Origin of the sequence: Acetobacter syzygii (genome assembly GCF_000964225.1) — a bacterium.
In the GTDB taxonomy this organism is placed as follows: Bacteria; Pseudomonadota; Alphaproteobacteria; order Acetobacterales; family Acetobacteraceae; genus Acetobacter; species Acetobacter syzygii.
Genome location: NZ_BAMZ01000027.1, coordinates 182,538 through 203,805 on the forward strand (window position 1 = coordinate 182,538; position 21,268 = coordinate 203,805).

The following is a 21,268-nucleotide window of genomic DNA, read 5'->3' on the forward strand; positions in this document are numbered from 1 at the left end:
GAGCAGAATGCGTTGCATGGTATTCATTCCGTTTCTTGGTAAAGTTAAAAGACAGATTTTTTCTTTGTGGCGCAATACTGGGTTGGTCGTTCTGGTTTGTATGATCTGCGTCAGCTTTGCGGGAACAAAGGCTGCATGGGCAGAGGATGCTGTTAAAGGGGCTACAACTCTGAACCGCACGCAATCCAACTATCTGTCTCATTGTGGCGGATGCCACGGGATCGAAGGTATTTCTGGGCCAACGTTTGTGCCTCCTTTGCGTGATGTCGTGGGCAGTTTTGGTTGCACTGATGAAGGGCGGGAATATTTGGTGCGGGTTCCCGGTGTATCCATGTCTTTGATTCGGGATGATCAGGAACTGGCAGATGTCATGAATTTTGTCTTGTTCACCCTTGGTGGCCATAGCACAAAAACGGGTTTTAAACCGTACACGGCAGCAGAAATCCACGAATGGCGGCAGAAGCCGATGTCGATGCCAGATTTTATGAAGCACCGCTCAGAGGTGTTACAACGTTCATTGGTGGCCTGCCAAAAGTCTGCCATAACCACGCCGTAATAGACGAGAGACAGTACCGGATGTCCTCCTTGATGACAGACATGATTTACGCCAACACTTTCCTAAGTGCTGTGCTTTTACTAACTGCCATAGTAGCATTTATGCTTATGCAACGTGTGCGCAGTCTTTTTAAGGAAATTGCTCCCGTTGGTGCCTTAACAAGTGTGCGCGGTCCTCAGCCGGGAACATTGGCTCCTGATGGAAAGTTTGCAACTTTGTCAGGGCAAACCATAACGCTGGGTTCCAGTGCTCTTCCGCAGCTGGTTTTGTTTGTGTCTGGTTCATGCCCGATTTCTCGAAAAATGATTCCCATAGCACAGGATTTTTGTTTTCGTGAACAACTTTCCCTAATTCTGGCTGGAGACGATGCACCAGATGTGCAACAGGAATTTGCCCGTTGTTCTGGTTTTTCTCCTTCAATCCTTATCAATGATCAGTCATTGGGGCGTTTACTGGAAGTGGATAAGCTGCCCTCTGCTTTTTTGTATGATATTGATGGAAAACTGGTCGCCCGGGGATTGGTGAACAATCGTGAGCATCTGGAAAGCCTGTTGAATGCATGGGAAAGTGGTTACGGTACCGTGCAGACATACTTGGCCAACCATAAAAAGTCTCTAGCAGCTTGATTTGTAGGTAAATTAATTAATATTATTCATTCTTACGTGTATTTATTAAATAATTCCTGACCTTAAAAGTAATTTTTCTATTTTCTTTCTAAATTTCTAATCTGACCAGAAGGGTGTTGACTACTCTTTGGATGGTTACCAACTGATAAAATCAGGTCTATTATCTGACGCGGCAATGGTGAGCATATGCGCTGGGGGTATATCCTGTGCTTTTTTGGAAGGCTGTCGCAAATGCCCCCAGACTGTTGTAGCCGACTGATGCTGCAACATCGGTGACACGCTCGCCGCGTGCTAGCCGTTCCTGAGCATTCAAAAGACGTAGGCGTTGCCGCCAGACAGAAAACTGCAGCCCGGTGTCAGCTGTAAAATGCCGAATGAACGAGCGTAGAGACATGCCTGCCATATCGGCCCATGCCTGTTGTGTTCTGGGGTCTGCTGGTGTGGAGTTCAACGCTTTCGCCACTCGTTTGAGGCGTTCATCTTTCGGAAAAGGCAATGAAACGGACTGGCGGGGGATGGAAAGAAGCTCATCCCAGAAACAGTCAGCCAACCGTCTCATGGCTGCGTTCCATGGTGTTTTTTCAATATGGTGCGAAAGGCGCTCTACTTGTGCTGTTAAAAGGCGAGTGCTGTCTGCCAGAAACGGTGTCTGGTCAAGACCGGCGCTCTTGTCTTTAGCGATGTAGAGGCTCCAGCCCGTAATAGCGCCGTGGGAGCGGGCTTCATGAACCAGTCCGCAGGGTAACCAGAGCACCTGACCCGGCGCGACCAGCCAGTATGCACTTTGGGTCATGACCGCCATAACGCCACTTTCTACGATAAAAATCTGTCCGTTTTCATGCACATGACGTTCGGTCACGCGACGCTTTATCTGCCTGATAATGTGCTCCCAAAGCCATGGGATATCGCACGGTGGCGATGAGGAGGTGTCTGGCGCTGGAATTGTAAATTTGGCATCCATGAGTCGTATTATGGCGTATACGCGCAAGAATGCCAAAGATTTCTCTAGTATATTCTTCTGGTTCAGAACTCAGGAGATGTTATGTCGGTTCATCATAATGAGCGTGTCCTTCGCGAAATGTTCGCGATCTTTACGGATTTTACGGCTCCTATCGAGAAGGTGCTTGCGTTCATGACCCCAGATTATCGACAATGCGTTGATGGGCGGGAGATGGCGCTAATCGACTTTCAGACCCATACATTGGCCTTACGTAACGCCTTATGGAGCTTAAGCATCGATATTCAGCAGATTGTTTGTGAGGGTAATAAAGCCGCGACCGTGCATGTGGCCCATGCCACACGACGTTCTGGCGCTGAAAGTCTGCTTAAGGTCGTGGCCTTCTATTACTTTCGGGAAGGGCGGATCTGCATGGTCGATGAACTCACGCATGTTCTGCAAGGTCATGGCAGTGATCAGGGCCTTGGAGGCCTTCAGTAAGTCAAATGGTGTGGAATGATCTTCCATAATGGATTGTCCGGGTTGGCCAGCAGTTTGATGGTCAGGGCAAGCGACATAACGACCAGTAAGGGGCGGATGCCTTTGCCCCCAAAACGCATAGCAAGCCACGCTCCTACCTGATTACCCAGAACATTGGCTCCGGCCATGCCAAAGCCAAGAAGCCATAAAACCTTGCCCCCGGCAATCATGGCGGTCAGCCCGGCAAGGTTGGTCAAAAGGTTGAGGAATTTGGTATTGGCAATAGCGCGCACCAGACCAAGGCCAGCAAAGGCAACCAGAACGGTTGTCAGGAATGAGCCAGTGCCGGGTCCAAAAAAGCCGTCGTAAAAGCCTACGGCTGTGATGCAGGCCGTAATACCCCAGCGGCTCAGCCGGGCCTGACGGTCTACTGCACTCATGGGTGGTGCCAGCAGAAAATAAACAGCCATGCCTATAAGAAGCAGCGGCACAATGGCGGACAAAAACACAGGGTTGATGAACTGAACGGCTGTAGCACCCGCCAGAGAGCCGAGAAAAGCGCCTACTGCCGGCAGGGCAAACTGAGAGATATCGACATGACCTGCTTTGAGAAAGGTCAGGAACGCCGAGAATGTTCCGATACTGCTCTGAAGCTTGTTGGTCGCCAGTGCCGAGACGGGCGGAATACCGGCTGCCATTAGGGCGGGAATGGTGAGCAGCCCCCCACCGCCTGCCAGAGCATCAATGCAACCTGCGACAAAAGCGGTCGCGATCAGGAAGAAAATAGTTTCCAGAGTAAAGTGCATAAGAGACAAAAACCTGATCTGAAGTGTCGTAGGGAAGCTGGTTTTATTTTTATGATAGCCCTTGGTCTTTTAGGACCGGTTTGTGGTTTTGCCCAGTCATCGGGAGACTGGCTGCCGCAACTGGGTGTGAAATGACCTTATAGCCCTTTGGTGGTGGAAATATGCGACTTGTAGCCAAAGAACAGGATGGCGAGATCGGTGGGCGGCATGGTTCCATCTTTCTACCGTTTTGCTTTCGTGAACTTTAGCGTCCAGCGCTCATGGTAATCTTCGTGAGAAAATTTTGCGGGCTTGTCCTGTCAGTCCTGCGGGATACGTCCTTATCGAAGATCGGTTTTCTTTCCGTTGGTGTTGCGCTGTTTTGGAGCCGTCACGAACGTGGCGTTCTAACATCGGCAGCCCTGACGCTGGATGTGGTGCTCTGTGCTCCGATTACCTCAGCCAATCCGGCTGTCTCTGCTTTGATGGATATTGCGGCGCAGACATCATGCTGACTCAGGAGAGGATCCAGTCACTCTGCAAGGGTCAGGGCCGTACCTTTGTGAAACGCGATATGGCTGCTTTTAAGGCTTTCTATTTCATATTGAGGGTCTTCTGCCGTCGCGTGATGCTGATAGCCGTTGACCAGAAAGGGCTCCGTATGAATGGCTCTGATCCGTCCACTGACGTATCCCGCTTCCGAGTTCCAGGATACGATATCTCCGATCTGGAAAGTTTGTGACGGCATGGAACACTCCGTATTCAATGTGAACCTCGCAGGGGAGGCAAGATCATCTTCTGGCCATCCATTCTACACCATTGGGTATTCTACGCTTGCGCTATCTGACTTTATCGCGCTTTTGCGCCATTATGACGTGACACTGATCGCGGATGTGAGGGCTTTTCCGTATTCCCGGCGTAATCGGGATTGTGATGGTACCAGTTTCCAGAGCTTGGTGGACGAAGACCACGGTCAAAGACGGTGCCAGCGGAGGCTAACGCATTCTGGTGTGTCCAGAGTTTTCATAATTATGCGGATTATGCGCTTGGAGAAGATTTTCACCGAGGTCTCGTCCGGCTTATCGAGGCGTGACAGCAGGCGACTGTTGCGATCATGTGCGCGGAGATGCTCTGGTGGCGTTGCCACAGGTGCATCATTACTGACTATCTTCTGGCCCATGGGGTGACAGTCTTTCATATCCTGTCCCTGACGGATCTCGTTCCCGCGCGCTTCAATGAGTCCGCAAGTATTAATGGCTGGCAATACATTACTTATGGGAGTAATCCAGAAACACACATTTTCGTGATCAATGCGCAGCTCATATCGTCCGTGTGAAAAGAATGGTCTAGGTTTGGTTAATATGTCTATATTCATTTGGATATAGATAATTTATCTTAACCTATCATCCTAAGGCATTCATCCATGAGTCCATATCGCACACTCAATCCGACTACAGGTCAGACAGAAAAAGTTTTTGACCTACATACCACTCCTGACATGATAAATAAGCTGGAACATGCACATCATTTTTGGCAGCATGACTGGCGCCGTCGTTCCATAACGGAACGCAGCATCCTGCTTAACAAAGCGGCAGATATTCTGCGCGCCAACAAGGAATACCATGCTCGCCTCATTTCCATAGAGATGGGCAAGGTTTTACCTGAAGCAATATGGGAGATTGAACTCTCGGCGGATATCCTTACCTACTACGCCAACATGGCAGAAACGTTCCTAAAACCACGAGAGTTGCCTGTTACTCAGGGCAAAGCATTGATTCTGAGCGAACCCCTGGGCGTAATTTACTGTGTTGAACCATGGAACTTCCCATATTATCAGCTCGCACGTGTTGCCGCCCCCAATCTTATGGCTGGCAATGTTGTCATGATTAAACATGCGCCTGGAGTACCGCAGTGCGCCCTGGCTTTTGAAGCCCTCTTTCAGGATGCTGGATTGCCTTCAGGTGCTTACACTAATCTGTTTATCACCAATGATCAGTCAGAAATTTTAATTGGCCGACCTGAGGTACGTGGCGTAGCTCTTACCGGTAGTGAACGCGCTGGCAGTGCTGTGGCAGGGCAGGCGGGGCATAATCTCAAGAAAAGCACAATGGAACTAGGTGGTTCCGATGCATTTATTGTGCTCGATGACGCCGATTTGGATGTAGTAGTCCCTCGTGCAGCTGCAGCAAGAATGGGCAATAATGGTCAGGTCTGCACCGCTGCGAAGCGCATGATTGTACACCATTCGTTGGTAGAGGATTTTACATCCAGACTGAAGGCCATTACAGAAACCTTTCAATATGGCGATCCACTGGAGCAAGGTGTGACACATGGTCCCATGAGCAGTGAAATCGCCATGGGACATGCCATATCTCAGGTTGAAAAAGCCGTAGTCAACGGAGCACATCTTGTATGCGGCGGCAAGCAGCTTGATCGCTCAGGTTTCTTCATGCAAGCCGCGATCCTTACTAATGTAAAAAAAGATAATCCAATTTATTATGAGGAGATTTTCGGTCCTGTTGCGATTATTCATTCAGTCAATGATGATGAAGAAGCTGTCGCACTTGCTAATGACTCTCCTTACGGACTTGGAGGTTCCATCCATACACGTGACGAACAGCGTGGTTATCAGTTGGCCTTGAAGATTGATACGGGCATGGTGTTTATTAATGACATTACAGGCACCGCACCAGACCTTCCATTTGGTGGCACCAAGAATTCCGGTTTTGGCCGTGAACTTTCAGAATTTGGTATTGAAGAATTCCTCAACCGAAAGCTGATTCATAGGCCTTGATCTATATTTATCCGAAGGTTGTTTTGCGCTTGCTGATACCTGAACATAATGGGTGTCAGCGAGACCTTTGCGCCATATCAGATCAGAATGCCTGCTATTTTCAGCCAGAATCGTATGAATCGATTCACGGACCCTGTGCAAGAATTCAATGACAGGTAACTGACGACATGCCCTAAGATACCGCTCAACCGTTAATTCTCTGTCGTCTACAGCGTAGCAGCCGTCATGTCTTGGCTATGCGAATTGAACCTCAGGCAGTATTCTGATCTCCTGACGTTCTTCTGGAGTTTCCATGAGCTTTCTTTCCGCCAACGAGACACGACAGATTCTCCCTTTCCAACCGCTGATTGCAGAACTCAGGACGGCCATTGAGGAGTACCGCGACAAAGTTATCATCTGTCCGGAACGTCTTGTGGTGCCGTCTACCGATCGCACCGGAACAGTGCTGTCGATGGTGGCTTGTGGGCCGGACCTTATCACCCATAAGCTATTGAGCATTTTCCCTGAGAATACAGCTTTACCGACGCTTCAGGGGCAGGTTACGTGTCTCGATGCTAGGGATGGACGTTTTCTATTCGCTATGGACGGTATTACCGCAACCGAGCGGCGTACGGCCGCGATTTCAATGCTCGGCCTGTCATGTTTTCGTCCAACGCGCCTTGAGCATGTTCTGCTTATTGGGACTGGCGCGCAGGCGCGTGTTCATCTTGAAGCGCTGAATGAGCTTTATCCGGGCCTTTCCGTCACAATACGAGGCAGGAATGCAGGGCGTGTCCAGTCACTAATTGACAACCGCTATCATGCCCTTTGCGTCAGAGCCGAGAGTAATTCGGCAGACCACTATGATGCCGTTATTTCTGTTACCAGCAGCCGAGAAATCCTGTTTAATCAAGAAGCTTCGCCAAACACACTGGTCATTGGCGTTGGGGCATACCGCCCGGATATGATTGAGATAGGCCCCAAGATTGTCCTGAATAGTCTCTGTGTTGTCGATGATCCCATTGGTGCTCCCCATGAGGCAGGGGACATTCTGCAGGCTGGAAAAAAATGGTCAGACATCGGTGCTCTTGCCGATTTTTTTCTGAAAAGACCCGCTCAAAACCAGCCAGTCTTTTTCAAAAGTGTCGGCTGTGCCGCATGGGATTTAGCCGCATGCAGACTTGCGATGCAATCTCTACAATAATTCGTGGAGCAGGTCTTTATCCAACGCGCAATCGGACAGGATAGCGTCTGCGACATTACGGTTGGTCATGGTGAGATGATATCCACGTATCCACTAATTTCCTCAAAAACCGGATTTGAAACACAGGAAAAAACAAACTGACACGATTTTTTGTCAATAGAATTCGATTCTGCGATGAGGCCAAAGTGTCTTGTGCAAGTGTCGTTGATAGTGTTCTCCTGCAACCATACAGCGCTCTGAGAACCCCACGGGACCAATAAATTCGTGGAGTTTCCTTTATTCGCATGTCAGATTGAATGCGATAATTATAAATTATGCCAGTTCATGTCCTGTTACGAATGCGCCAAAACCATCCTGGTTTTTTTGGAGGGGGTGGATAAACCTGTGTGCCAGCAAGAGATTCAATGCGTGCGCAATTCCAGACACCATCGTCTATTGCTTGTTGGAGCATGGCTAATGTGACTGGCGCTGTTGTCAGGCTGACTGCTTTGCCCAGAAAAAGTTGCCAGATCAGAAATCGAAAAAAAAGAAAGAGGATAGCAGGGATAATTAATAAAACTGGTGTTTCATCATTAAAATATCGATAAAAATCAAAATCCCCAACCTCGATTGAGAACGTTTCTGCATAGGCCTCTATGAAGTAATGAGCATCAATTCCATCCAGACCAAGATCTTCTACAATTCTTGTTGACAGTTGAATTTCATTTTCAGAAATTTTTTCTTCGGATATTAAGAAATTCTTGAATTTTTCTGAGATAATATGCATTTAAAAAATCCTGTCTTCAGGTTTAACCAGGCGATTATACTGCTGAACAGTATTATAAACAATTTTCGATACGTCTTAAAAGGTAATAGCAGTACCTACATAAGGTACAGATCGTCCAATAAAAACACCAATTTTTTTGGTAAGCATGCACTTGCAGTTTATCAATGGAACCCCAGTAAATGCAGGAAGAATTCTATATTTTATTTCATAGGGGAAAGCGCTTCATGCTATAATCGATGCAACGGAAGTCCCTTTTGTAGCTCCCTTAAATTTACCTCGAACTGCTATGTTGTTTTGACCGAGAAAGATAGCAGTTATTGCGTCGACATCATGAATTCCAAGGCCTTTCCCTATTTCATCGATTGCGATATAAACAAATAGCTCTACTGGTGTAAGATTTTTATGTATCCCATATGTATAGATGTTTCCGATTATTTTTATTCTTGATGGTGTATTTGTGATGAATTAATGTTTGTTACTAAAAAATCATTGATTCTGCATGATTGTGTTCTGTTAACAAAAAGTCTTATCAGTTTATTTCTCCCGTGTTTCGAAATCGGTTTTTGGGGAGATTGGTGGGTGCGTGGCTGCTGGGCCTGTCCCACCAGAGATCCGTTTGTTGCTCAACGGTATGGTGGCGGTGTTGCCCATAGCTAATGGCTTTATCCCGATTGTGAGTTGATGTCGTGGGTTCGCGCCAGCTGTTCCAGAGCCGGCCCTTCTACTCTCCCCCTAAGCTGCTTGTCTGCTTAATGATAAGAGAGCAGACAGGCGGTAGTCGCCCTCATCCGAGACGCCGGAGTGCAACCTCGTGTTTCCTCGAAGCGGACGTGGCTCATGGTGTGTGGGGACTAGTCTCCGTCAATCCCGGAGTGGCTCATCAAAGTCATCTCGCTCCTCTTCCACGACGATTCCACTTCGGCTTGATGGCCTGAATCAGCCCTTCTTCTAAACCGGCCACGGGATCAACGGGCAATATGCCATGCAGCGTGAGGGGTTTTTCAAGCACAATCACATAAATATCGATGTTCGTGACGCTAGAAAGAGTTTCCAGAACCTTCTCTCGGATGCGACTGGCTGTTGGCAGGTTTTTTGAACTTGCATAGTGTCGAATTCGCCTGCGCAGACCACGCTGCGCCGAACCGACATAAAGAACTTCCTGTCCGACAGCATACGCGTAAACGCCCGGCTCATCTGGTACAGGATTAGCCCCTTGGAATGCCATTTGCCCACCCTCATCGGACAGCCACACCCCGATATGCACAAAGCCGCCAGCGAGAAGCTGATCGGCATGTCCTGATAAGCAAGACGACAAAGCCTGATTCATCCAGCAACCTTAGAGGCCTTTATACCCTCGATAAAGGACATTATCGGTGTGCGGCAGATCGTCCGGGCCACAAACTATTAGGTTTTATCCCCGACAGAAAGCGTTGCTTCATAGCCCTGAATGCGATGGCTCTCTGTGTCAGCGACCTAAACATTGATTGACCGGCATAAAAGGTAGAAAAAGACGGGCAGTTTTCGCCCTCATAAGCGACATGGAGTGAGTAATGACGTCTTGCTGATAGCGGACAGTTCACGATGAGCACATTCATACCGCTTTAATAATGCCGATCGCAATTACTGCAGCGCGGATATCAGATTGGAAAGAAATCTCATGGAGCAGGATTTCGATATCGGCTATCATGTTTGATGTTCCGTCTTCCATTTACAGCACTATTGGAAAAAATGTGATCTATTTTAAACAAAAGACATTTCTCCTGCCTCTGTGTGCCTTGTTCCTGTATATGCCTGATCTGGCATCCGCCTCACCCAGACAGGAGAATGATGGATGGGAAATTTACGCCAATGTCCGTTTCCAATATCAGATTTGCTACCCTTCCCGACTGTTAAAGCCACAAGGCGAATCTGATAATAGTGACGGACAAAGATTTCTCGCCTCCGATGGTGGTGAATTGGCGGTCTTTGGATGGAATAATATTTCAGGATTTGCTCATGGAAAAGACGAGTTAGAGGCTTCTCTTTCTGAGGCAGTGGAGCAAGCAATTTCCGCCCTAAAAGGCTCGGAAGGGGAAGTAACTTACAAAGTAATCAAAAAAAAATGGGCCGTGTTTTCGGGAGATGATGGTCAAAAAAAAGAATTTTATGCGAAAATAATACAAAGAGATGATCAATTTATTTCTTTTGAAATAACATATCCGAGTTCGAGGCACGTAGAATATCAGAAAGTCGTTGAGAGTATTGCAAAATGTTTTTTAAACGACAAGGGTAAATAAAAATATTGTTCATTTGTTATATTTATAAAGATCATATTTTTTCATATATGAGATAAGAAGTGTTCCATAGCCAGATTTTGTAGCATAATGGTAAGTCAAAGCATTTGCGTAAGCATCAGGGTCACCCGTATGCTGCCGTGCCAGTTTATAGGCCGGGTGTGTCGCCAGTAAACGGCCATGCTGATCGAAGGCTTCATTCATGGAGGAAAAAACCCGGAATGGTGCCATGATCGCAACCAGCTTATGATCTTTGGTTTCTTCATGTGTTCCGGCCATGACAAAACTCTGGCCACGTCCCGCCTTTATCCCAAAGGGATTATGGGAATGGGAAGGCATCCTTTTCCCAGAACCACTTTCCAGCATCCACTGGGCTATCGTGACGGATGCAGGTACCTTCCATTTTCTTTGTGCTGCTTGAGCTGCCTGAATAACAGTGGTTGGAATCGATGAATTGGCAATAGAGGATTTGGCGTTTACCCCTGATAATGTTGTAACTCTGTTCACACTGCTCGATAATTTCGACTCATTAAGCAGGCGCCAGGTCGGGCCGCGCGGATCAATTCGGCCATCAGGTGAAGACATGCCAACAAGATTTTGTTGAATTTTACGGATAGCCTCAAAAGTACGAAATCCACAAAGACCATCGACACGCAGACGAGGGGTATATTTCGGAAGGTTGCTGTTAAGCAGTTCCTGAATGGCACGAACATCATCTCGCCGATTTGTGCCACCTTTACCAACAGAGGCAGTAATTCTAACGGGTCTGGATAAAGACATGATAGCTCCATCCCTATGCCATGCAGACATAGAGGCTCAAAGGTTTAAAAAACATGGAATGATCCGCCAAAATCTAAAAAACACCCTCAAATTACTTAAAAGGATGAATGTCATATTTTCTTATTATGGCAGATGAACAAAAATAGATCTGTTATAAAGCAGCCTGTTAGTGGAATTTGTGTCACTATTCTTGTAATGGCTGTAACAAACCCATTGTTCTCTTTTTGTATCAACATTTGCGCGCAATATCAATATTATGTTTTAAGGGTTTCTCCTGTAACCCCCTTCGCAAACACTTGTTTAGGATAATCTCTTCATTTTTTGTACTACGCTAGGCGACATAAGAAAGAGTTTTTTGAAGCGAACTGTGACCTGTATTCCAAAGCGACAGCTTTGTAGGCTCAGGACCTATTAAATTATTGAACTGAGCGAGAGGTTGTGATTCACAGGCTTACCGATGGAGGGTGGATTTGTGAGTGATGTGTTTATGCTGTCTGAGAGGCAGATGAAGCGAATTGAGCCGTTTTTTTCTCTGGTGCACGGAGTGCCACGCGTGGATGACCGGCGTGTTCTGAGCGGGATCGTTTATGTGATCCGTAACGGTCTTCAGTGGAAAGACGCTCCGAAAGCGTATGGTCCGCACAAGACTTTATACAACCGCTTTATTCGGTGGAGCCGCCTGGGTGTTTTTGACAGGATCTTTGTCGCCCTGACAGAACAGGCTGGCCATTCGAAGCGTCTGATGATTGATGCAACACACCTCAAGGCACACCGGACATCGGCGTCCCTGCTCAAAAAGGGGCTTTTCTCCGCCATATCGGACGGACAAAAGGAGGCCTGAATTCAAAACTTCATGCCGTGTGCGATGATCAGGGCCGACCTGTCCGCCTTCATCTGACTGCTGGACAGGTCAGTGATTTCAAAGGTGCTGATGTGCTGCTGGCCGACCTACCGGATGAGACAGAGGAAGTCATCGGTGATCGGGGATACGACAGCAATAAAATCAGACAGTCTCTCGCAGGCCGGAACATCATCACCTGTATTCCGCCAAAGAAAAACAGGAAATCAAAGCCATCTTACGACTGGCATCTGTATAAGAAGCGCCACCTCATCGAAAACATGTTCGCAAAGCTGAAGGACTGGCGACGTGTTGCAACCCGATATGACCGGTGCGCTCATACCTTCATGTCCGCAATCCATATTGCCGCAAGCGTCATCTTCTACCTCAAAGAATGAGTCCTAAGCCTAGCCTGTTTATGCCGGTGAATCCAGTTCTCTTTCCCCGAATGGTCTGTTGATGATCGCCATGACTTCGGGTGCAGAAAATATCCGGTTTCTGGCATATCCAGTGCGTTCTACCAGAATGCCAGCGGCCTGTAACTGTTCTAGCGCACTCTTGGTTGCAGGAGCAGAAATGTTTAGAGTTTTCCCTAGTCGTGTCGCTGTAATAACCGGACTATCAATTAGAACATCCAGTGCTCTTAGGGCTGCGGAGTTCTTTCTGTAGGAGCGTCTGCCCAGCCATTCCGCCTTCAGCGTTTCGGTCGCCTTCCTGACAGCTTTGAATTCTTGCACAGTCCCAATAATGGCCTGTGACATGAAGGCAATCAGGGGGAGCCAGTTCAGTTTCTGCTGCGCCTGTTTCAACGCGTCGTAATAGTCCTGTTTGTACGCTTCAATGTAGGAAGAGAGATAGAGAGGTGGCTCTTTTTCCGCTGCCAGCATCATCGGGATTAAAAGTCTGCCGACCCGTCCATTGCCGTCCCTGAATGGGTGGACAGCTTCGAAATGGGCATGGGCGATAGCAACTCGCGTGATGAGTGACTGCGTCATCATCTGCATGCCATCCCCCGTCATATAGTCCAGTGTGTTTTGCAGACACTGGGGCACAAGATCAGGTGGCGGCGGGTTGTAGGTGGAATAGGCGATGTTATGTCTGCTGCCACCAATCCAGACAACGGTCGTCCGTAATGCGCCGGGAGTGCCGATATAGGATGTATCGTGCTTCATGACTTCCCGATGCAGCGCCAGCACGGTGTCGAGTGTGAAAACGGTTCTACCGGATGCAGCGGCCAGAGGCAGGAATTTTTCAAGGGCCAACGCATAATCCCTGACCTGACGCGTTTCCTGCGTGGCCTGTTCGTCATCTTCGTCAACGATCAGGAGTTCATCCAGGGTGCTGTGGGTGCCTTCCATTGCAGAACTGCTGACGGCCTCCCTGCTGCGGAGGGTTCTGCTAATGAGATAGGGATCAGTTGACGCCCGTGCCCATTCTGCAATTTGCCCCAGAGCAACCATCGCCTGGGAGTGCAGGGCTGTGATGTCGTCCAGATACACTCCGCTTTCAGGTGGAGCAGGTGGGACGACGCCATAATGGCTCTCGTAAGGGGGAGGCAGACGGGTCAGACACTCTCTGATGCCCCCCATTAAATCCTGACGGTTCACGGTGAAAACCTTAAACATGGGAGGGTAGTATGATCCCATATTTAAGGTTTTTATCGCAAGCCTAATTTTATGCCTATCGCCACGTACTTTATTTAAGCTTTCTGTCAAAGGTGAAGGCAGGATGATGCCGTGCATTATATTGGTTGGGCATGTGGAATAAGCAGAGAATGAACTATATGGTCACTGGAAAGCGCCGGGGCTGAGTTCGTGCCGAAGCTCAGGGGCATGCTGTTCCATATCTGACATCAGCGCTGGGTGTTCATTGCTGTTGAGCCTGACGCCCGGCCCCAGATTGCCTTCCTCACCAATAAAGAGGATGCCTGCTGTCTCCAGTGTATGCCGGATTGCTTTGAGTGTTCTGTGATGGGGCGAGCGTGTGCCGGTCTCAAAGTCAGCCAGTGTTCTGGAACCCACTTCAGCGAGCTGCGCCAGGTCTTTCTGGGAAAGGCCAAGCATGGCACGGGCAGCACGACACTGCGAAGCCAGCAGAATGGACATGAAAACGAACCTTCGGAAAATACGGTGGTGCCTTCGTATTTACTACCATGCTGCGCAAAAATGGCAATTTGAGTGAGAAACCTCCGGCAAGTTCTGTTCCGGATTTTAAGGAATACACCTCAATAATATACATAAATAATATCGTATGGAACCAAATATGTTTACACGAAACGATGATAATGATAGATGACGCTCTCAGGCATACCGTTCAGGTGTGCCTGTTGGGTCATTGTCGAAAGCAGCCATATGGCACGTTATGGATATGCAAGGGTTTCAACTGACGCACAGGTGAATGATCCCCAGATTTTCGCGCTTCAGAGTGAAGGGGTGGAAACAATTGTCACAGAGGTGATTTCAGGCTCCGTCCCGGCCCGTGTTCGTCCTCAGCTTTCGGAACTTCTGGGCAAACTGAAACGGGGTGATAGCCTTGTGATTGCACGGCTTGACCGCCTTGGGCGGGATACTGTGGATGTCCTGAATCTGCTGCGGATATTGGATGAAGAGGGTATTAGGGTGCGAATACTGAATATTGGCGCAGAAACCGGTACTCCCAATGGCCGCATGTTCTTAACAATTCTCATGGCGATTGCAGAATTTGAACGTGAATTGATCCGGGAGCGAACACGCGCCGGGCTGGCTGCAATCCGGGCGTCAGGAAAAAAACTCGGCCGTCCAGACTGCCTGACAAAGCGACAGCAAAGCCATATTCGTGATTTATCGGAAAATGGTATGTCTTTGCGAGAGATTGCCGCAATTTTTAAAGTCAGTAAATCAACAGTCCATCGTGTTGTCAGGGGACAGTGTTTTCAAAATATGATCTGAATAGTTTATTATTTTATTAAGTGTCATATTGTGGGTTATGTCTGTTTCAGGTCATGAATATTTGTTTGTAACAGGTTATTGGCAAGCTATGACAGATGACAAGGAAATCGCCCTGCCTGCTGATCCCAACGATCCAGAAGACAGACCCGTATCCAAAGCGGGGCTTATGATGGCGCATAAAGGGCGAAAGCTACGGATGGCCAGGGCAGGGTTAGGTCTTTCTCAGGAAGCCTTTGCTGGTCTTTTAGGAGTATCTTCTGTGGAATTGCAGGCGTGGGAACAGGTTCGCCAGAAGATACCGGAAGACGTTTTTGCCAAATTATTGGACATTAAAGCAAGCCAGTAAGACGGATTATGGATCATGTGACGGATGGAACTGGCTTCCTGCTGGGAGATAGTTCTGGCTCCTAGAATGCTGCCCAGCGGTAATGGAAGGCATGATAACCGTGCGTTGCTGGCTATCATATTCTTTTATCTCCTTTTTCCATTTGTGGCGTTGCCATGCGCCATAGGCACAGCCTGCCATTGCCCCCATGACTGCGTGACCAGAACGCATGAAGTGACCTGCCACGGCTCCCGCAGCGCCATCAGCAATACATCCGTGAGGGCGGGCATAGGGTGTGACTTGTCCGCTGGTCTGCGCCAAGGATTGCAGAGGGTCTAATGATATGATTAGAAAAAACAATGAAAAAAAGCGCTTTTCCATAACTGCAATTCCCTACAAGACTTGTTTTATTGTCATGATATGGAGGAAATGAAATCAGGATTTTTAAGAAGTTCCTGCGTGAACAGTCTGTATTTCTGAGTGATCGGAGCAAGTCGTCTTGCCATTTTAATGATTAACGGTATGAAAAACAGGAGGCTTATGCCAAGAGTGGGAATGGCTAATGTCCATATGATTATACTCATATGTGACTCTGATGCTGATGCATTCAGGTCTTTAAAGCTACTTTTCCCATTAAATGCATCATCATAAAATGTGAGACTGTCCGTATTATGATTATAGAAAAGAAGATATTTCCCGTCTTCCACGCCTTCTGATGCACCCCAGATCAGGGTGACTCGTTGTCCTTCACGACATCGGATGTTCGCATCGCTCATTTCCCGCTCATGACCGCTCGGTGATACAATCCAGAAATTCTGATGTTGTTCTGTAGACGATCTGATCTGCGGGGCATTAATTTGTCCGCCATAGACAGGATGGATATAACCACCGCCACCATCGGATTTTAAGCTGGTGGATGTCCATTTCTGGAGGCTGTAAACATCGCCGCTAATTCCATGAAACCATACTGGAGAACCATCAATGGTGAATTTCATGATATTCCTCACTAAGGATCAAATGTTTATTTGATGGAACCCTGTGGATTAAAATAAGAATTTCTATTCTGGAACTCTAATCCATTTACCGTTGTTTTTTGCAAATCTTAACTCAGCATTATCTACAAAATTACCTTGTTGAATTTTCAAATGGCAGATGTAAGCGACATTGCCTTTTCTGCATTTTCTTTCGAGAACACTGATTTTATTGGGTGGCTGTTCGTTTGTTCCCTGTTGAGCGTCATTTTGAAATTCCTGACTAAGAACTGTTTCAATTTCTTTTATTGAAGGTTCTTCGTCTCCACAGGCGGACAGGAAAAGGAAAGGTATCAATATAAATAAAGAAGACTTTGGTTTTGATGGATAATATAGCGACATCACATGATCTCTGAGCCGTGGAATTTAAAATCAGGATTATCGTTCGGGAGTTTAAAGAGACGGTGCAGGCTGCTCATGTGCGAGGCTCCACTTGCCATCCTCATGATGTATGACCCGTAGGGTATTTTCATGAGGCTCATCATTAAGAGTGAAGCTGACGGTGCAATCGAAAGCTGAATCGAAATTTTTCAGAGCTTCACAGCTTTGCTTAACAATTTTAATGGCTTCGACATCTACTCTGGCCTGTCGACGATTGCCGCCAAATAACATGTTGAAGCCACTGGGCTGGCTGAGTAGATCGGCTTCGAGTTGAGCCATTTCGCCCTGACTGGGCGCTCCACCGGAACAGGCGGAGAGCATAAGAGGTAAAGCCAGAAGAGTTATGTGTAAGAGACGAGAAGGAGAACTTTCGAGCATTTTTCTGAACCAAGAAGTTACATGATATCGGTGTCAAAATCCGTCGTTTTTGGGACAGAATACTTCCGAAGCACGAATGGATTGAAATGGCGTCTCAAAAACGTGTCCCGTTTACATAAGGAGGCACAAACGATGGCGCGTTATGGTTACGCTCGTATTTCAACGGATGAACAGAGCCATGATCCTCAGCTTCTTGAGTTGAGGCGAGAGGGACTTGAGGAGATCATCACCGATACTGTTTCAGGTCGGATACCTGCGGTAGAGCGTCCTGGACTTTCTGGTCTACTGAACAGGCTGGGGCAGGGGGATAGTATGGTAGTGGCACGTCTGGATCGGCTTGGACGTGATACCGTCGATGTCATGGGGCTGGTCAGGAGCCTTACAGAGAACGGTGTTCGTGTGCGAATACTGAATATTGGGATTGAGACGGGCACGCCCAATGGTCAGCTCTTTTTGACCATCCTTGCAGGCTTTGCCCAGTTTGAGCGGGAGATTATCCGGGAGCGGACGCGAGCAGGCTTGGAAGCCGCGCGTCAGGCCGGAAAACGACTGGGGAGATGCCCTATCCTGACGTCCCGTCAAAAAAAGCATGTCTGTGAGTTGAAGGAAGCCGGGAGGTCACTGGCAGAAATTGCAAAAATTTTTCGGGTCAGTCGGAGCACGGTCTGGCGCACGGTCCAGTGCAGGGTATAGCGTGCCAAAAAGCAGGTTTTCGGGACAGTAGCGACGTCGTCTGTTCGAGGCAGCTTGACAAGCTTCCAGAAACGACCGTTTTTCGGACACTAAACGTTGTTGAGAGCATGTCGGTTGCGTTGGGGGTGATTGTTTAATGTCGGCTCACGCCTACTTCTCGGACGTCAATGTGCAGCCGCGGGCTTCTCCGAAGCGGACATGGCTCAAAGCTTGCACGAATTGGTAACCGACAATCCCGGGGTGGTTCAGTCCTTTGAGCCTAAAATGACGGGGGGCCTGTGCCGCAAGTGGCCTAAAGGCACAGAGCCAGACGTGCTTGTCATTCGATCAATCTGCCGACCAACAATATCAAACTGGCAGACCCTAATTATGATCGAGGGACAATCAGTGGAGGAGGTCAATTCGAGTTCATTGGACGAATTCATCGTCGCCGAAGTCTGGGCAGGTACGCTTCAGTCCATTGTCAGCGCAGGCTCTTTGTCAGCGCCTCCTTGACGCTTAGGTATAGTGCAGATCTGAACGCCTCGTCCTGGTTGTGAAGCTTGTAGAGTTCCAACTCCTCTTTCCGGCGTTTTAGCATGACTTCTTTCATAATTTTTTCAAATGCCAAGTTACGGCTGTAGGGATCAGAATTTTCATCAAATTTCTTCTCAAAATCGGGGTGGGCCTGAACACTTTCAACAATGTTCAGAAACTTGATCCGTTGTTCTTCCGGGGTGGCGCTCCAGCCTTGGAACCAACGTTCGTTGAAGCTGCGGATGATCTCTTCCAACGGGTCTTCCTGCACCTCTCCTTCGCGATAGCCGCGGGGGGTAGGGTTCTGTGGATCTAGCTCTGCTTCTGAAGTGTCCAGGTCGATGGTCTGGTTTAGTTTTGTCCGCTCTAACCCATATGACGAAAGGTCAACGGCCTCGAGAAGTTCATCCAACGCATCCTGATTCGGGTCTTTGATGTTTAGCTTCGGGACCAGAAACTTCAGGAACCAGAAGAGCTTCTCCCAAGCCTCCACCTCGAACGGCATGATTGCAGCCATCTGGCCGTAGATCTTCACGAACTGCTTCGCTTTGATCTTGAAGTCGATCTTCTCCGGGTCTTCCAGTTCCAGGCCGGTGTTGAAACGTTCGGCAGCCACGTCAATCGAGGGGCTGAGTTTCTCGGAATCTTCGCCGTCAAAGAACCTTTTGCAAAATTCCTCTACCTCTGACCATTCGTAGACGCCGACATCATCCAAGGCTGCTTTCAACTCGTGTAAGACGTTCACGTCCGTCGCCTCGGATAGGGTCGTCACCGTGAAGAACGGGTCGAAGGCAGCCTTGATGTCCTCGATTGAGTTGAAGAAGTCGAGAACGAACAAATCCTCGGTCCGTTTGCCTAGCTTGGGGGAGGACCGGTTCAAACGGGACAGGGCCTGGACTGCCAGAACCGACTGTAGCTTTTTGTCGACGTACATCGCACAGAGCTTCGGCTGATCGAAACCGGTGAGATACTTGTTTGCAACGATCAGCAGGCGGAATTCATCCTTGTCAAACTCGCTGCGGGTCTTGTCCTCAGGTACGCCATTCATCTCGCTCTCGGTGTACTTGACCCCATCGACCTCCTTCTCGCCCGAGAAGGCGATTAGCGCCTTGAACGGGTTACCGCGTTTGGCAAGCTCTGCCTGTACGGCCTTGTAGTAGCGGATCGCCACCTCGATATTTTGGGTTACGATCATCCCTTTGCCTTTGCCGCGCAATTTCTTGGGGTTGACCACCTTGTCGATGAAATTCTCGACCATGATCTCGGCCTTGGTGTTGATCGTCTGCTGGCTCCGCTCAACATAGGCGCGTAGCTTCTTCTGCGCCTTGGATGTGTCGAACAGGGGATTGTCCTCAATGGACTTCTGGATCTCGTAATAGCCCTTGTAGGTCGTGTAATTCGCCAACACGTCGAGGATGAAGCCCTCCTCGATCGCCTGCTTCATGCTGTACAGGTGGAACGGGCGGAAGCGGCCGTCCGGCTGCTGCTCACCGAACTTCTCTAGGGTGATCGGCTTCGGCGTTGCGGTGAAGGCAAAGTAGGACGCATTGCCGCGCATCTTGCGGGCCTGCATGGCCGCCACGATCTTGTCCTGCGCGTTATCTTCGTCTGGGTCGCCGCCCATTGCCTGATTCATCTTGTCACTGGCGATGCCGCTCTGGCCGCTGTGCGCCTCATCGATGATCACTGCGAAACGCTTGTCGCCCAAATCCTCTATACCGTCGATGATGAAGGGGAACTTCTGGATGGTTGTGATGATGATCTTCTTGCCGTTCTCCAGCGCTGTCTTCAGGTCCGAGGACTTCAACGCCGGGGCCACGATATTCTTGACCTCGGAGAAATCCTTGATGTTGTCGCGCAACTGCTTGTCCAGCAGGCGACGGTCGGTCACGACGATCACGCTGTCGAACAGCGGGGCGTCCAGCGCCTTGGTGCCGGACAGATCTAGCTTCGCCGGATAGGTCTCGATCAGCTGGTAGGCGGCCCAGGTGATGCTGTGGGATTTTCCCGAGCCGGCAGAGTGCTGGATCAGGTATTTATGCCCTACGCCCGTCTGAGCGGCGTGGGACAGCAGCTTTCGGACCACATTCAGCTGGTGATATCGCGGGAAGATCAGCGTCTTCTTCGCCAGCGGGTCGGTCTTCTTGCCCTCCAGCAGGACAAAATGCTGGATGATCCCGGCAAGGCTCTCCGGTTGCAGAACCTCTTCCCACAGGTAGGACGTTTTGTGACCATTCGGGTTCGGCGGGTTGCCCGCGCCCTCGTTGTGCCCCTTGTTGAACGGCAGGAAGAAGGTCGAGGTGCCCGCCAGCTTCGTCGCCATCCACACCTCGTCGGTGTCGGCGGTCATGTGGACCAGCACCCGGCCAAAGCGCAGCAGGGTCTGGTTTGCATCACGCTCACGGTACTGCTTCTGGCCGTGGTAGCGGGCGTTCTGGTGGGTCCAAGCGTTCTTCAGCTCCAGCGTCACCAGCGGCAGCCCGTTAAGGAACAGCACCATGTCCACCGATTCATTCGGGTTGGCGGTGCTGTGATGGACCTGCCGCGTCACGCTCCAGATATTGGCGGCGAAGTTGTCGTGGACCTTTTGCGCCGAACTGGCCAGCGGAGCGGGATACATCAGGTGGAAATGCGCGTTGTCGACGGGCAGGCCCTTTTTCAGGACATGCAGCAGGCCCTTGGACTTGATCAGCTTGTCGAGCTGGCCGGTGATCTTGGCCTGCCAGTCGGCGGGGTTGTGCTGCTTGAGCTTGTCGAGGTCTTTGGATTGGGTGGCTTCGAGGAACTCCCAGAACTTCGCACGGTCGAGCGCGAGGGCCGCGTCGAAATCAGCGGGCTGGCCGATACGGAAAGGGCCAGAGGCGGTGGCCCCGACGGCCAGCTCTTCGGAGCTCGCGCCGCAAAGCCGTCTCTCGATGGCCTGTTCGAGGGCGATTTCCTTGGTGTTGCTGACCGCAATATTCATGGCGTTGCTTTCAAATGAGGTTCTGTCCCGCCCC

The 21,268-nt window shown here is 49.3% G+C and carries 24 protein-coding genes and 1 pseudogene; 11 read left to right on the forward strand and 14 right to left on the reverse strand.

Going from position 1 to position 21,268, the window contains the following annotated elements; all coding sequences use genetic code 11:
- Positions 1 to 100 precede the first annotated feature (100 nt).
- Positions 101 to 556 (forward strand): cystathionine beta-lyase, encoded by a 456-nt coding sequence (locus Absy_RS10520; protein ID WP_052945754.1) that lies wholly within the window; start codon positions 101 to 103, stop codon positions 554 to 556.
- A 32-nt stretch (positions 557 to 588) separates the two neighbouring features.
- Positions 589 to 1,182 carry a thioredoxin domain-containing protein gene (locus Absy_RS10525; RefSeq protein WP_048854694.1) on the forward strand — a complete coding sequence of 198 codons (594 nt, stop codon included), beginning with the start codon at positions 589 to 591 and terminating at the stop codon, positions 1,180 to 1,182.
- Between the two features lie 160 nt (positions 1,183 to 1,342).
- Here the strand turns inward: Absy_RS10525 and Absy_RS10530 are convergent, their stop codons facing one another.
- Complete coding sequence (locus Absy_RS10530) at positions 1,343 to 2,041, reverse strand: AraC family transcriptional regulator (RefSeq protein WP_245614814.1); 699 nt, start codon at positions 2,039 to 2,041, stop codon at positions 1,343 to 1,345.
- Positions 2,042 to 2,224: 183 nt separating this feature from the next.
- Between Absy_RS10530 and Absy_RS10535 the strand changes: the two genes are divergently transcribed.
- Positions 2,225 to 2,620, forward strand: a complete 396-nt coding sequence (locus tag Absy_RS10535; protein ID WP_048854696.1) for a nuclear transport factor 2 family protein — start codon at positions 2,225 to 2,227, stop codon at positions 2,618 to 2,620.
- On the opposite strand, the gene Absy_RS10540 is transcribed toward Absy_RS10535, so the two are convergent.
- The 3 genes and pseudogenes from Absy_RS10540 to Absy_RS10550 form a co-directional block, all read right to left on the reverse strand.
- On the reverse strand, positions 2,614 to 3,405 hold the full coding sequence (locus Absy_RS10540; protein ID WP_048854697.1) for a TSUP family transporter: 792 nt from the start codon (positions 3,403 to 3,405) through the stop codon (positions 2,614 to 2,616). The genes Absy_RS10535 and Absy_RS10540 overlap by 7 nt on opposite strands.
- A 155-nt stretch (positions 3,406 to 3,560) precedes the next feature.
- A pseudogene (locus Absy_RS10545) lies at positions 3,561 to 3,791 on the reverse strand (IS5/IS1182 family transposase); the annotation flags it as partial.
- A 125-nt stretch (positions 3,792 to 3,916) separates the two neighbouring features.
- Entirely contained in the window at positions 3,917 to 4,132 is a 216-nt protein-coding gene (locus Absy_RS10550; protein ID WP_084597120.1) for a hypervirulence associated TUDOR domain-containing protein, read from the reverse strand.
- Positions 4,133 to 4,510: 378 nt separating this feature from the next.
- Between Absy_RS10550 and Absy_RS12760 the strand changes: the two genes are divergently transcribed.
- The 3 genes from Absy_RS12760 to Absy_RS10565 all read left to right on the forward strand — a co-directional run bounded on the left by Absy_RS12760 (position 4,511) and on the right by Absy_RS10565 (position 7,361).
- Positions 4,511 to 4,720 (forward strand): hypothetical protein, encoded by a 210-nt coding sequence (locus tag Absy_RS12760; RefSeq protein WP_245614820.1) that lies wholly within the window; start codon positions 4,511 to 4,513, stop codon positions 4,718 to 4,720.
- 87 nt (positions 4,721 to 4,807) lie between these two features.
- The gene (locus Absy_RS10560) at positions 4,808 to 6,178 is read left to right on the forward strand and encodes an NAD-dependent succinate-semialdehyde dehydrogenase (protein ID WP_048854700.1); all 1,371 of its coding nucleotides are present in this window, start codon (positions 4,808 to 4,810) and stop codon (positions 6,176 to 6,178) included.
- Positions 6,179 to 6,470: 292 nt separating this feature from the next.
- The gene (locus Absy_RS10565; RefSeq protein WP_048854701.1) at positions 6,471 to 7,361 is read left to right on the forward strand and encodes a delta(1)-pyrroline-2-carboxylate reductase family protein; all 891 of its coding nucleotides are present in this window, start codon (positions 6,471 to 6,473) and stop codon (positions 7,359 to 7,361) included.
- A gap of 322 nt (positions 7,362 to 7,683) precedes the next feature.
- Here Absy_RS10565 and Absy_RS10570 read toward each other — a convergent pair whose 3' ends face one another.
- A complete protein-coding gene (locus Absy_RS10570) occupies positions 7,684 to 8,127 on the reverse strand; it encodes a DUF1493 family protein (RefSeq protein ID WP_048854702.1) in 444 nt (147 codons plus the stop codon).
- A gap of 886 nt (positions 8,128 to 9,013) precedes the next feature.
- Complete coding sequence (locus Absy_RS10575; RefSeq protein WP_179287807.1) at positions 9,014 to 9,454, reverse strand: GIY-YIG nuclease family protein; 441 nt, start codon at positions 9,452 to 9,454, stop codon at positions 9,014 to 9,016.
- A gap of 280 nt (positions 9,455 to 9,734) precedes the next feature.
- On the opposite strand from Absy_RS10575, the gene Absy_RS10580 reads away from it, so the two are divergent.
- Complete coding sequence (locus tag Absy_RS10580) at positions 9,735 to 10,403, forward strand: hypothetical protein (protein WP_146802527.1); 669 nt, start codon at positions 9,735 to 9,737, stop codon at positions 10,401 to 10,403.
- 9 nt (positions 10,404 to 10,412) lie between these two features.
- On the opposite strand, the gene Absy_RS10585 is transcribed toward Absy_RS10580, so the two are convergent.
- Complete coding sequence (locus Absy_RS10585) at positions 10,413 to 11,180, reverse strand: glucosaminidase domain-containing protein (RefSeq protein WP_158319856.1); 768 nt, start codon at positions 11,178 to 11,180, stop codon at positions 10,413 to 10,415.
- A 472-nt stretch (positions 11,181 to 11,652) separates the two neighbouring features.
- On the opposite strand from Absy_RS10585, the gene Absy_RS10590 reads away from it, so the two are divergent.
- Positions 11,653 to 12,416, forward strand: a protein-coding gene (locus tag Absy_RS10590) for an IS5 family transposase (protein ID WP_095351161.1) whose coding sequence is annotated in 2 segments (ribosomal slippage) — positions 11,653 to 11,986 and positions 11,986 to 12,416 — 765 coding nt in all. Because the reading frame shifts where the segments join, the coding sequence is not laid out codon by codon here.
- Positions 12,417 to 12,434: 18 nt separating this feature from the next.
- On the opposite strand, the gene Absy_RS10595 is transcribed toward Absy_RS10590, so the two are convergent.
- Together Absy_RS10595 and Absy_RS10600 are read right to left on the reverse strand one after the other, a co-directional pair.
- A complete protein-coding gene (locus tag Absy_RS10595) occupies positions 12,435 to 13,760 on the reverse strand; it encodes a Fic family protein (protein WP_245614815.1) in 1,326 nt (441 codons plus the stop codon).
- A gap of 45 nt (positions 13,761 to 13,805) precedes the next feature.
- Complete coding sequence (locus tag Absy_RS10600) at positions 13,806 to 14,123, reverse strand: helix-turn-helix transcriptional regulator (RefSeq protein WP_084597123.1); 318 nt, start codon at positions 14,121 to 14,123, stop codon at positions 13,806 to 13,808.
- Between the two features lie 246 nt (positions 14,124 to 14,369).
- Between Absy_RS10600 and Absy_RS10605 the strand changes: the two genes are divergently transcribed.
- Together Absy_RS10605 and Absy_RS10610 are read left to right on the forward strand one after the other, a co-directional pair.
- Positions 14,370 to 14,945 (forward strand): recombinase family protein, encoded by a 576-nt coding sequence (locus tag Absy_RS10605; RefSeq protein WP_048854707.1) that lies wholly within the window; start codon positions 14,370 to 14,372, stop codon positions 14,943 to 14,945.
- 88 nt (positions 14,946 to 15,033) lie between these two features.
- The gene (locus tag Absy_RS10610; protein WP_048854708.1) at positions 15,034 to 15,291 is read left to right on the forward strand and encodes a helix-turn-helix domain-containing protein; all 258 of its coding nucleotides are present in this window, start codon (positions 15,034 to 15,036) and stop codon (positions 15,289 to 15,291) included.
- Between the two features lie 6 nt (positions 15,292 to 15,297).
- On the opposite strand, the gene Absy_RS10615 is transcribed toward Absy_RS10610, so the two are convergent.
- The 4 genes from Absy_RS10615 to Absy_RS10630 form a co-directional block, all read right to left on the reverse strand.
- Entirely contained in the window at positions 15,298 to 15,651 is a 354-nt protein-coding gene (locus Absy_RS10615; RefSeq protein WP_052945748.1) for a hypothetical protein, read from the reverse strand.
- Positions 15,652 to 15,683: 32 nt separating this feature from the next.
- Complete coding sequence (locus tag Absy_RS10620) at positions 15,684 to 16,265, reverse strand: hypothetical protein (protein ID WP_048854709.1); 582 nt, start codon at positions 16,263 to 16,265, stop codon at positions 15,684 to 15,686.
- 63 nt (positions 16,266 to 16,328) lie between these two features.
- Positions 16,329 to 16,643, reverse strand: a complete 315-nt coding sequence (locus Absy_RS10625; protein WP_146802525.1) for a hypothetical protein — start codon at positions 16,641 to 16,643, stop codon at positions 16,329 to 16,331.
- A gap of 51 nt (positions 16,644 to 16,694) precedes the next feature.
- Positions 16,695 to 17,060, reverse strand: coding sequence for a hypothetical protein (locus tag Absy_RS10630; protein ID WP_143221431.1), 366 nt, complete (start codon positions 17,058 to 17,060; stop codon positions 16,695 to 16,697).
- A 132-nt stretch (positions 17,061 to 17,192) separates the two neighbouring features.
- Between Absy_RS10630 and Absy_RS10635 the strand changes: the two genes are divergently transcribed.
- Positions 17,193 to 17,753, forward strand: a complete 561-nt coding sequence (locus tag Absy_RS10635; protein ID WP_245614816.1) for a recombinase family protein — start codon at positions 17,193 to 17,195, stop codon at positions 17,751 to 17,753.
- 463 nt (positions 17,754 to 18,216) lie between these two features.
- On the opposite strand, the gene Absy_RS10640 is transcribed toward Absy_RS10635, so the two are convergent.
- The gene (locus Absy_RS10640; protein WP_048854712.1) at positions 18,217 to 21,234 is read right to left on the reverse strand and encodes a type I restriction endonuclease subunit R; all 3,018 of its coding nucleotides are present in this window, start codon (positions 21,232 to 21,234) and stop codon (positions 18,217 to 18,219) included.
- Positions 21,235 to 21,268: the final 34 nt, after the last annotated feature.

What these genes read in the sequence shown, in the direction of transcription:
- Absy_RS10520 (WP_052945754.1), top strand. Translation starts at nt 101, where the DNA reads ATGATCTGCGTCAGCTTTGCGGGAACAAAGGCTGCATGGGCAGAGGAT.
- Absy_RS10525 (WP_048854694.1), top strand. Translation starts at nt 589, where the DNA reads ATGACAGACATGATTTACGCCAACACTTTCCTAAGTGCTGTGCTTTTA.
- Absy_RS10535 (WP_048854696.1), top strand. Translation starts at nt 2,225, where the DNA reads ATGTCGGTTCATCATAATGAGCGTGTCCTTCGCGAAATGTTCGCGATC.
- Absy_RS10540 (WP_048854697.1), bottom strand. Translation starts at nt 3,405, where the DNA reads ATGCACTTTACTCTGGAAACTATTTTCTTCCTGATCGCGACCGCTTTT.
- Absy_RS10550 (WP_084597120.1), bottom strand. Translation starts at nt 4,132, where the DNA reads ATGCCGTCACAAACTTTCCAGATCGGAGATATCGTATCCTGGAACTCG.
- Absy_RS12760 (WP_245614820.1), top strand. Translation starts at nt 4,511, where the DNA reads ATGCTCTGGTGGCGTTGCCACAGGTGCATCATTACTGACTATCTTCTG.
- Absy_RS10560 (WP_048854700.1), top strand. Translation starts at nt 4,808, where the DNA reads ATGAGTCCATATCGCACACTCAATCCGACTACAGGTCAGACAGAAAAA.
- Absy_RS10565 (WP_048854701.1), top strand. Translation starts at nt 6,471, where the DNA reads ATGAGCTTTCTTTCCGCCAACGAGACACGACAGATTCTCCCTTTCCAA.
- Absy_RS10570 (WP_048854702.1), bottom strand. Translation starts at nt 8,127, where the DNA reads ATGCATATTATCTCAGAAAAATTCAAGAATTTCTTAATATCCGAAGAA.
- Absy_RS10575 (WP_179287807.1), bottom strand. Translation starts at nt 9,454, where the DNA reads ATGAATCAGGCTTTGTCGTCTTGCTTATCAGGACATGCCGATCAGCTT.
- Absy_RS10580 (WP_146802527.1), top strand. Translation starts at nt 9,735, where the DNA reads ATGCCGATCGCAATTACTGCAGCGCGGATATCAGATTGGAAAGAAATC.
- Absy_RS10585 (WP_158319856.1), bottom strand. Translation starts at nt 11,180, where the DNA reads ATGTCTTTATCCAGACCCGTTAGAATTACTGCCTCTGTTGGTAAAGGT.
- Absy_RS10595 (WP_245614815.1), bottom strand. Translation starts at nt 13,760, where the DNA reads ATGCACGGCATCATCCTGCCTTCACCTTTGACAGAAAGCTTAAATAAA.
- Absy_RS10600 (WP_084597123.1), bottom strand. Translation starts at nt 14,123, where the DNA reads ATGTCCATTCTGCTGGCTTCGCAGTGTCGTGCTGCCCGTGCCATGCTT.
- Absy_RS10605 (WP_048854707.1), top strand. Translation starts at nt 14,370, where the DNA reads ATGGCACGTTATGGATATGCAAGGGTTTCAACTGACGCACAGGTGAAT.
- Absy_RS10610 (WP_048854708.1), top strand. Translation starts at nt 15,034, where the DNA reads ATGACAGATGACAAGGAAATCGCCCTGCCTGCTGATCCCAACGATCCA.
- Absy_RS10615 (WP_052945748.1), bottom strand. Translation starts at nt 15,651, where the DNA reads ATGGAAAAGCGCTTTTTTTCATTGTTTTTTCTAATCATATCATTAGAC.
- Absy_RS10620 (WP_048854709.1), bottom strand. Translation starts at nt 16,265, where the DNA reads ATGAAATTCACCATTGATGGTTCTCCAGTATGGTTTCATGGAATTAGC.
- Absy_RS10625 (WP_146802525.1), bottom strand. Translation starts at nt 16,643, where the DNA reads ATGTCGCTATATTATCCATCAAAACCAAAGTCTTCTTTATTTATATTG.
- Absy_RS10630 (WP_143221431.1), bottom strand. Translation starts at nt 17,060, where the DNA reads ATGCTCGAAAGTTCTCCTTCTCGTCTCTTACACATAACTCTTCTGGCT.
- Absy_RS10635 (WP_245614816.1), top strand. Translation starts at nt 17,193, where the DNA reads ATGGCGCGTTATGGTTACGCTCGTATTTCAACGGATGAACAGAGCCAT.
- Absy_RS10640 (WP_048854712.1), bottom strand. Translation starts at nt 21,234, where the DNA reads ATGAATATTGCGGTCAGCAACACCAAGGAAATCGCCCTCGAACAGGCC.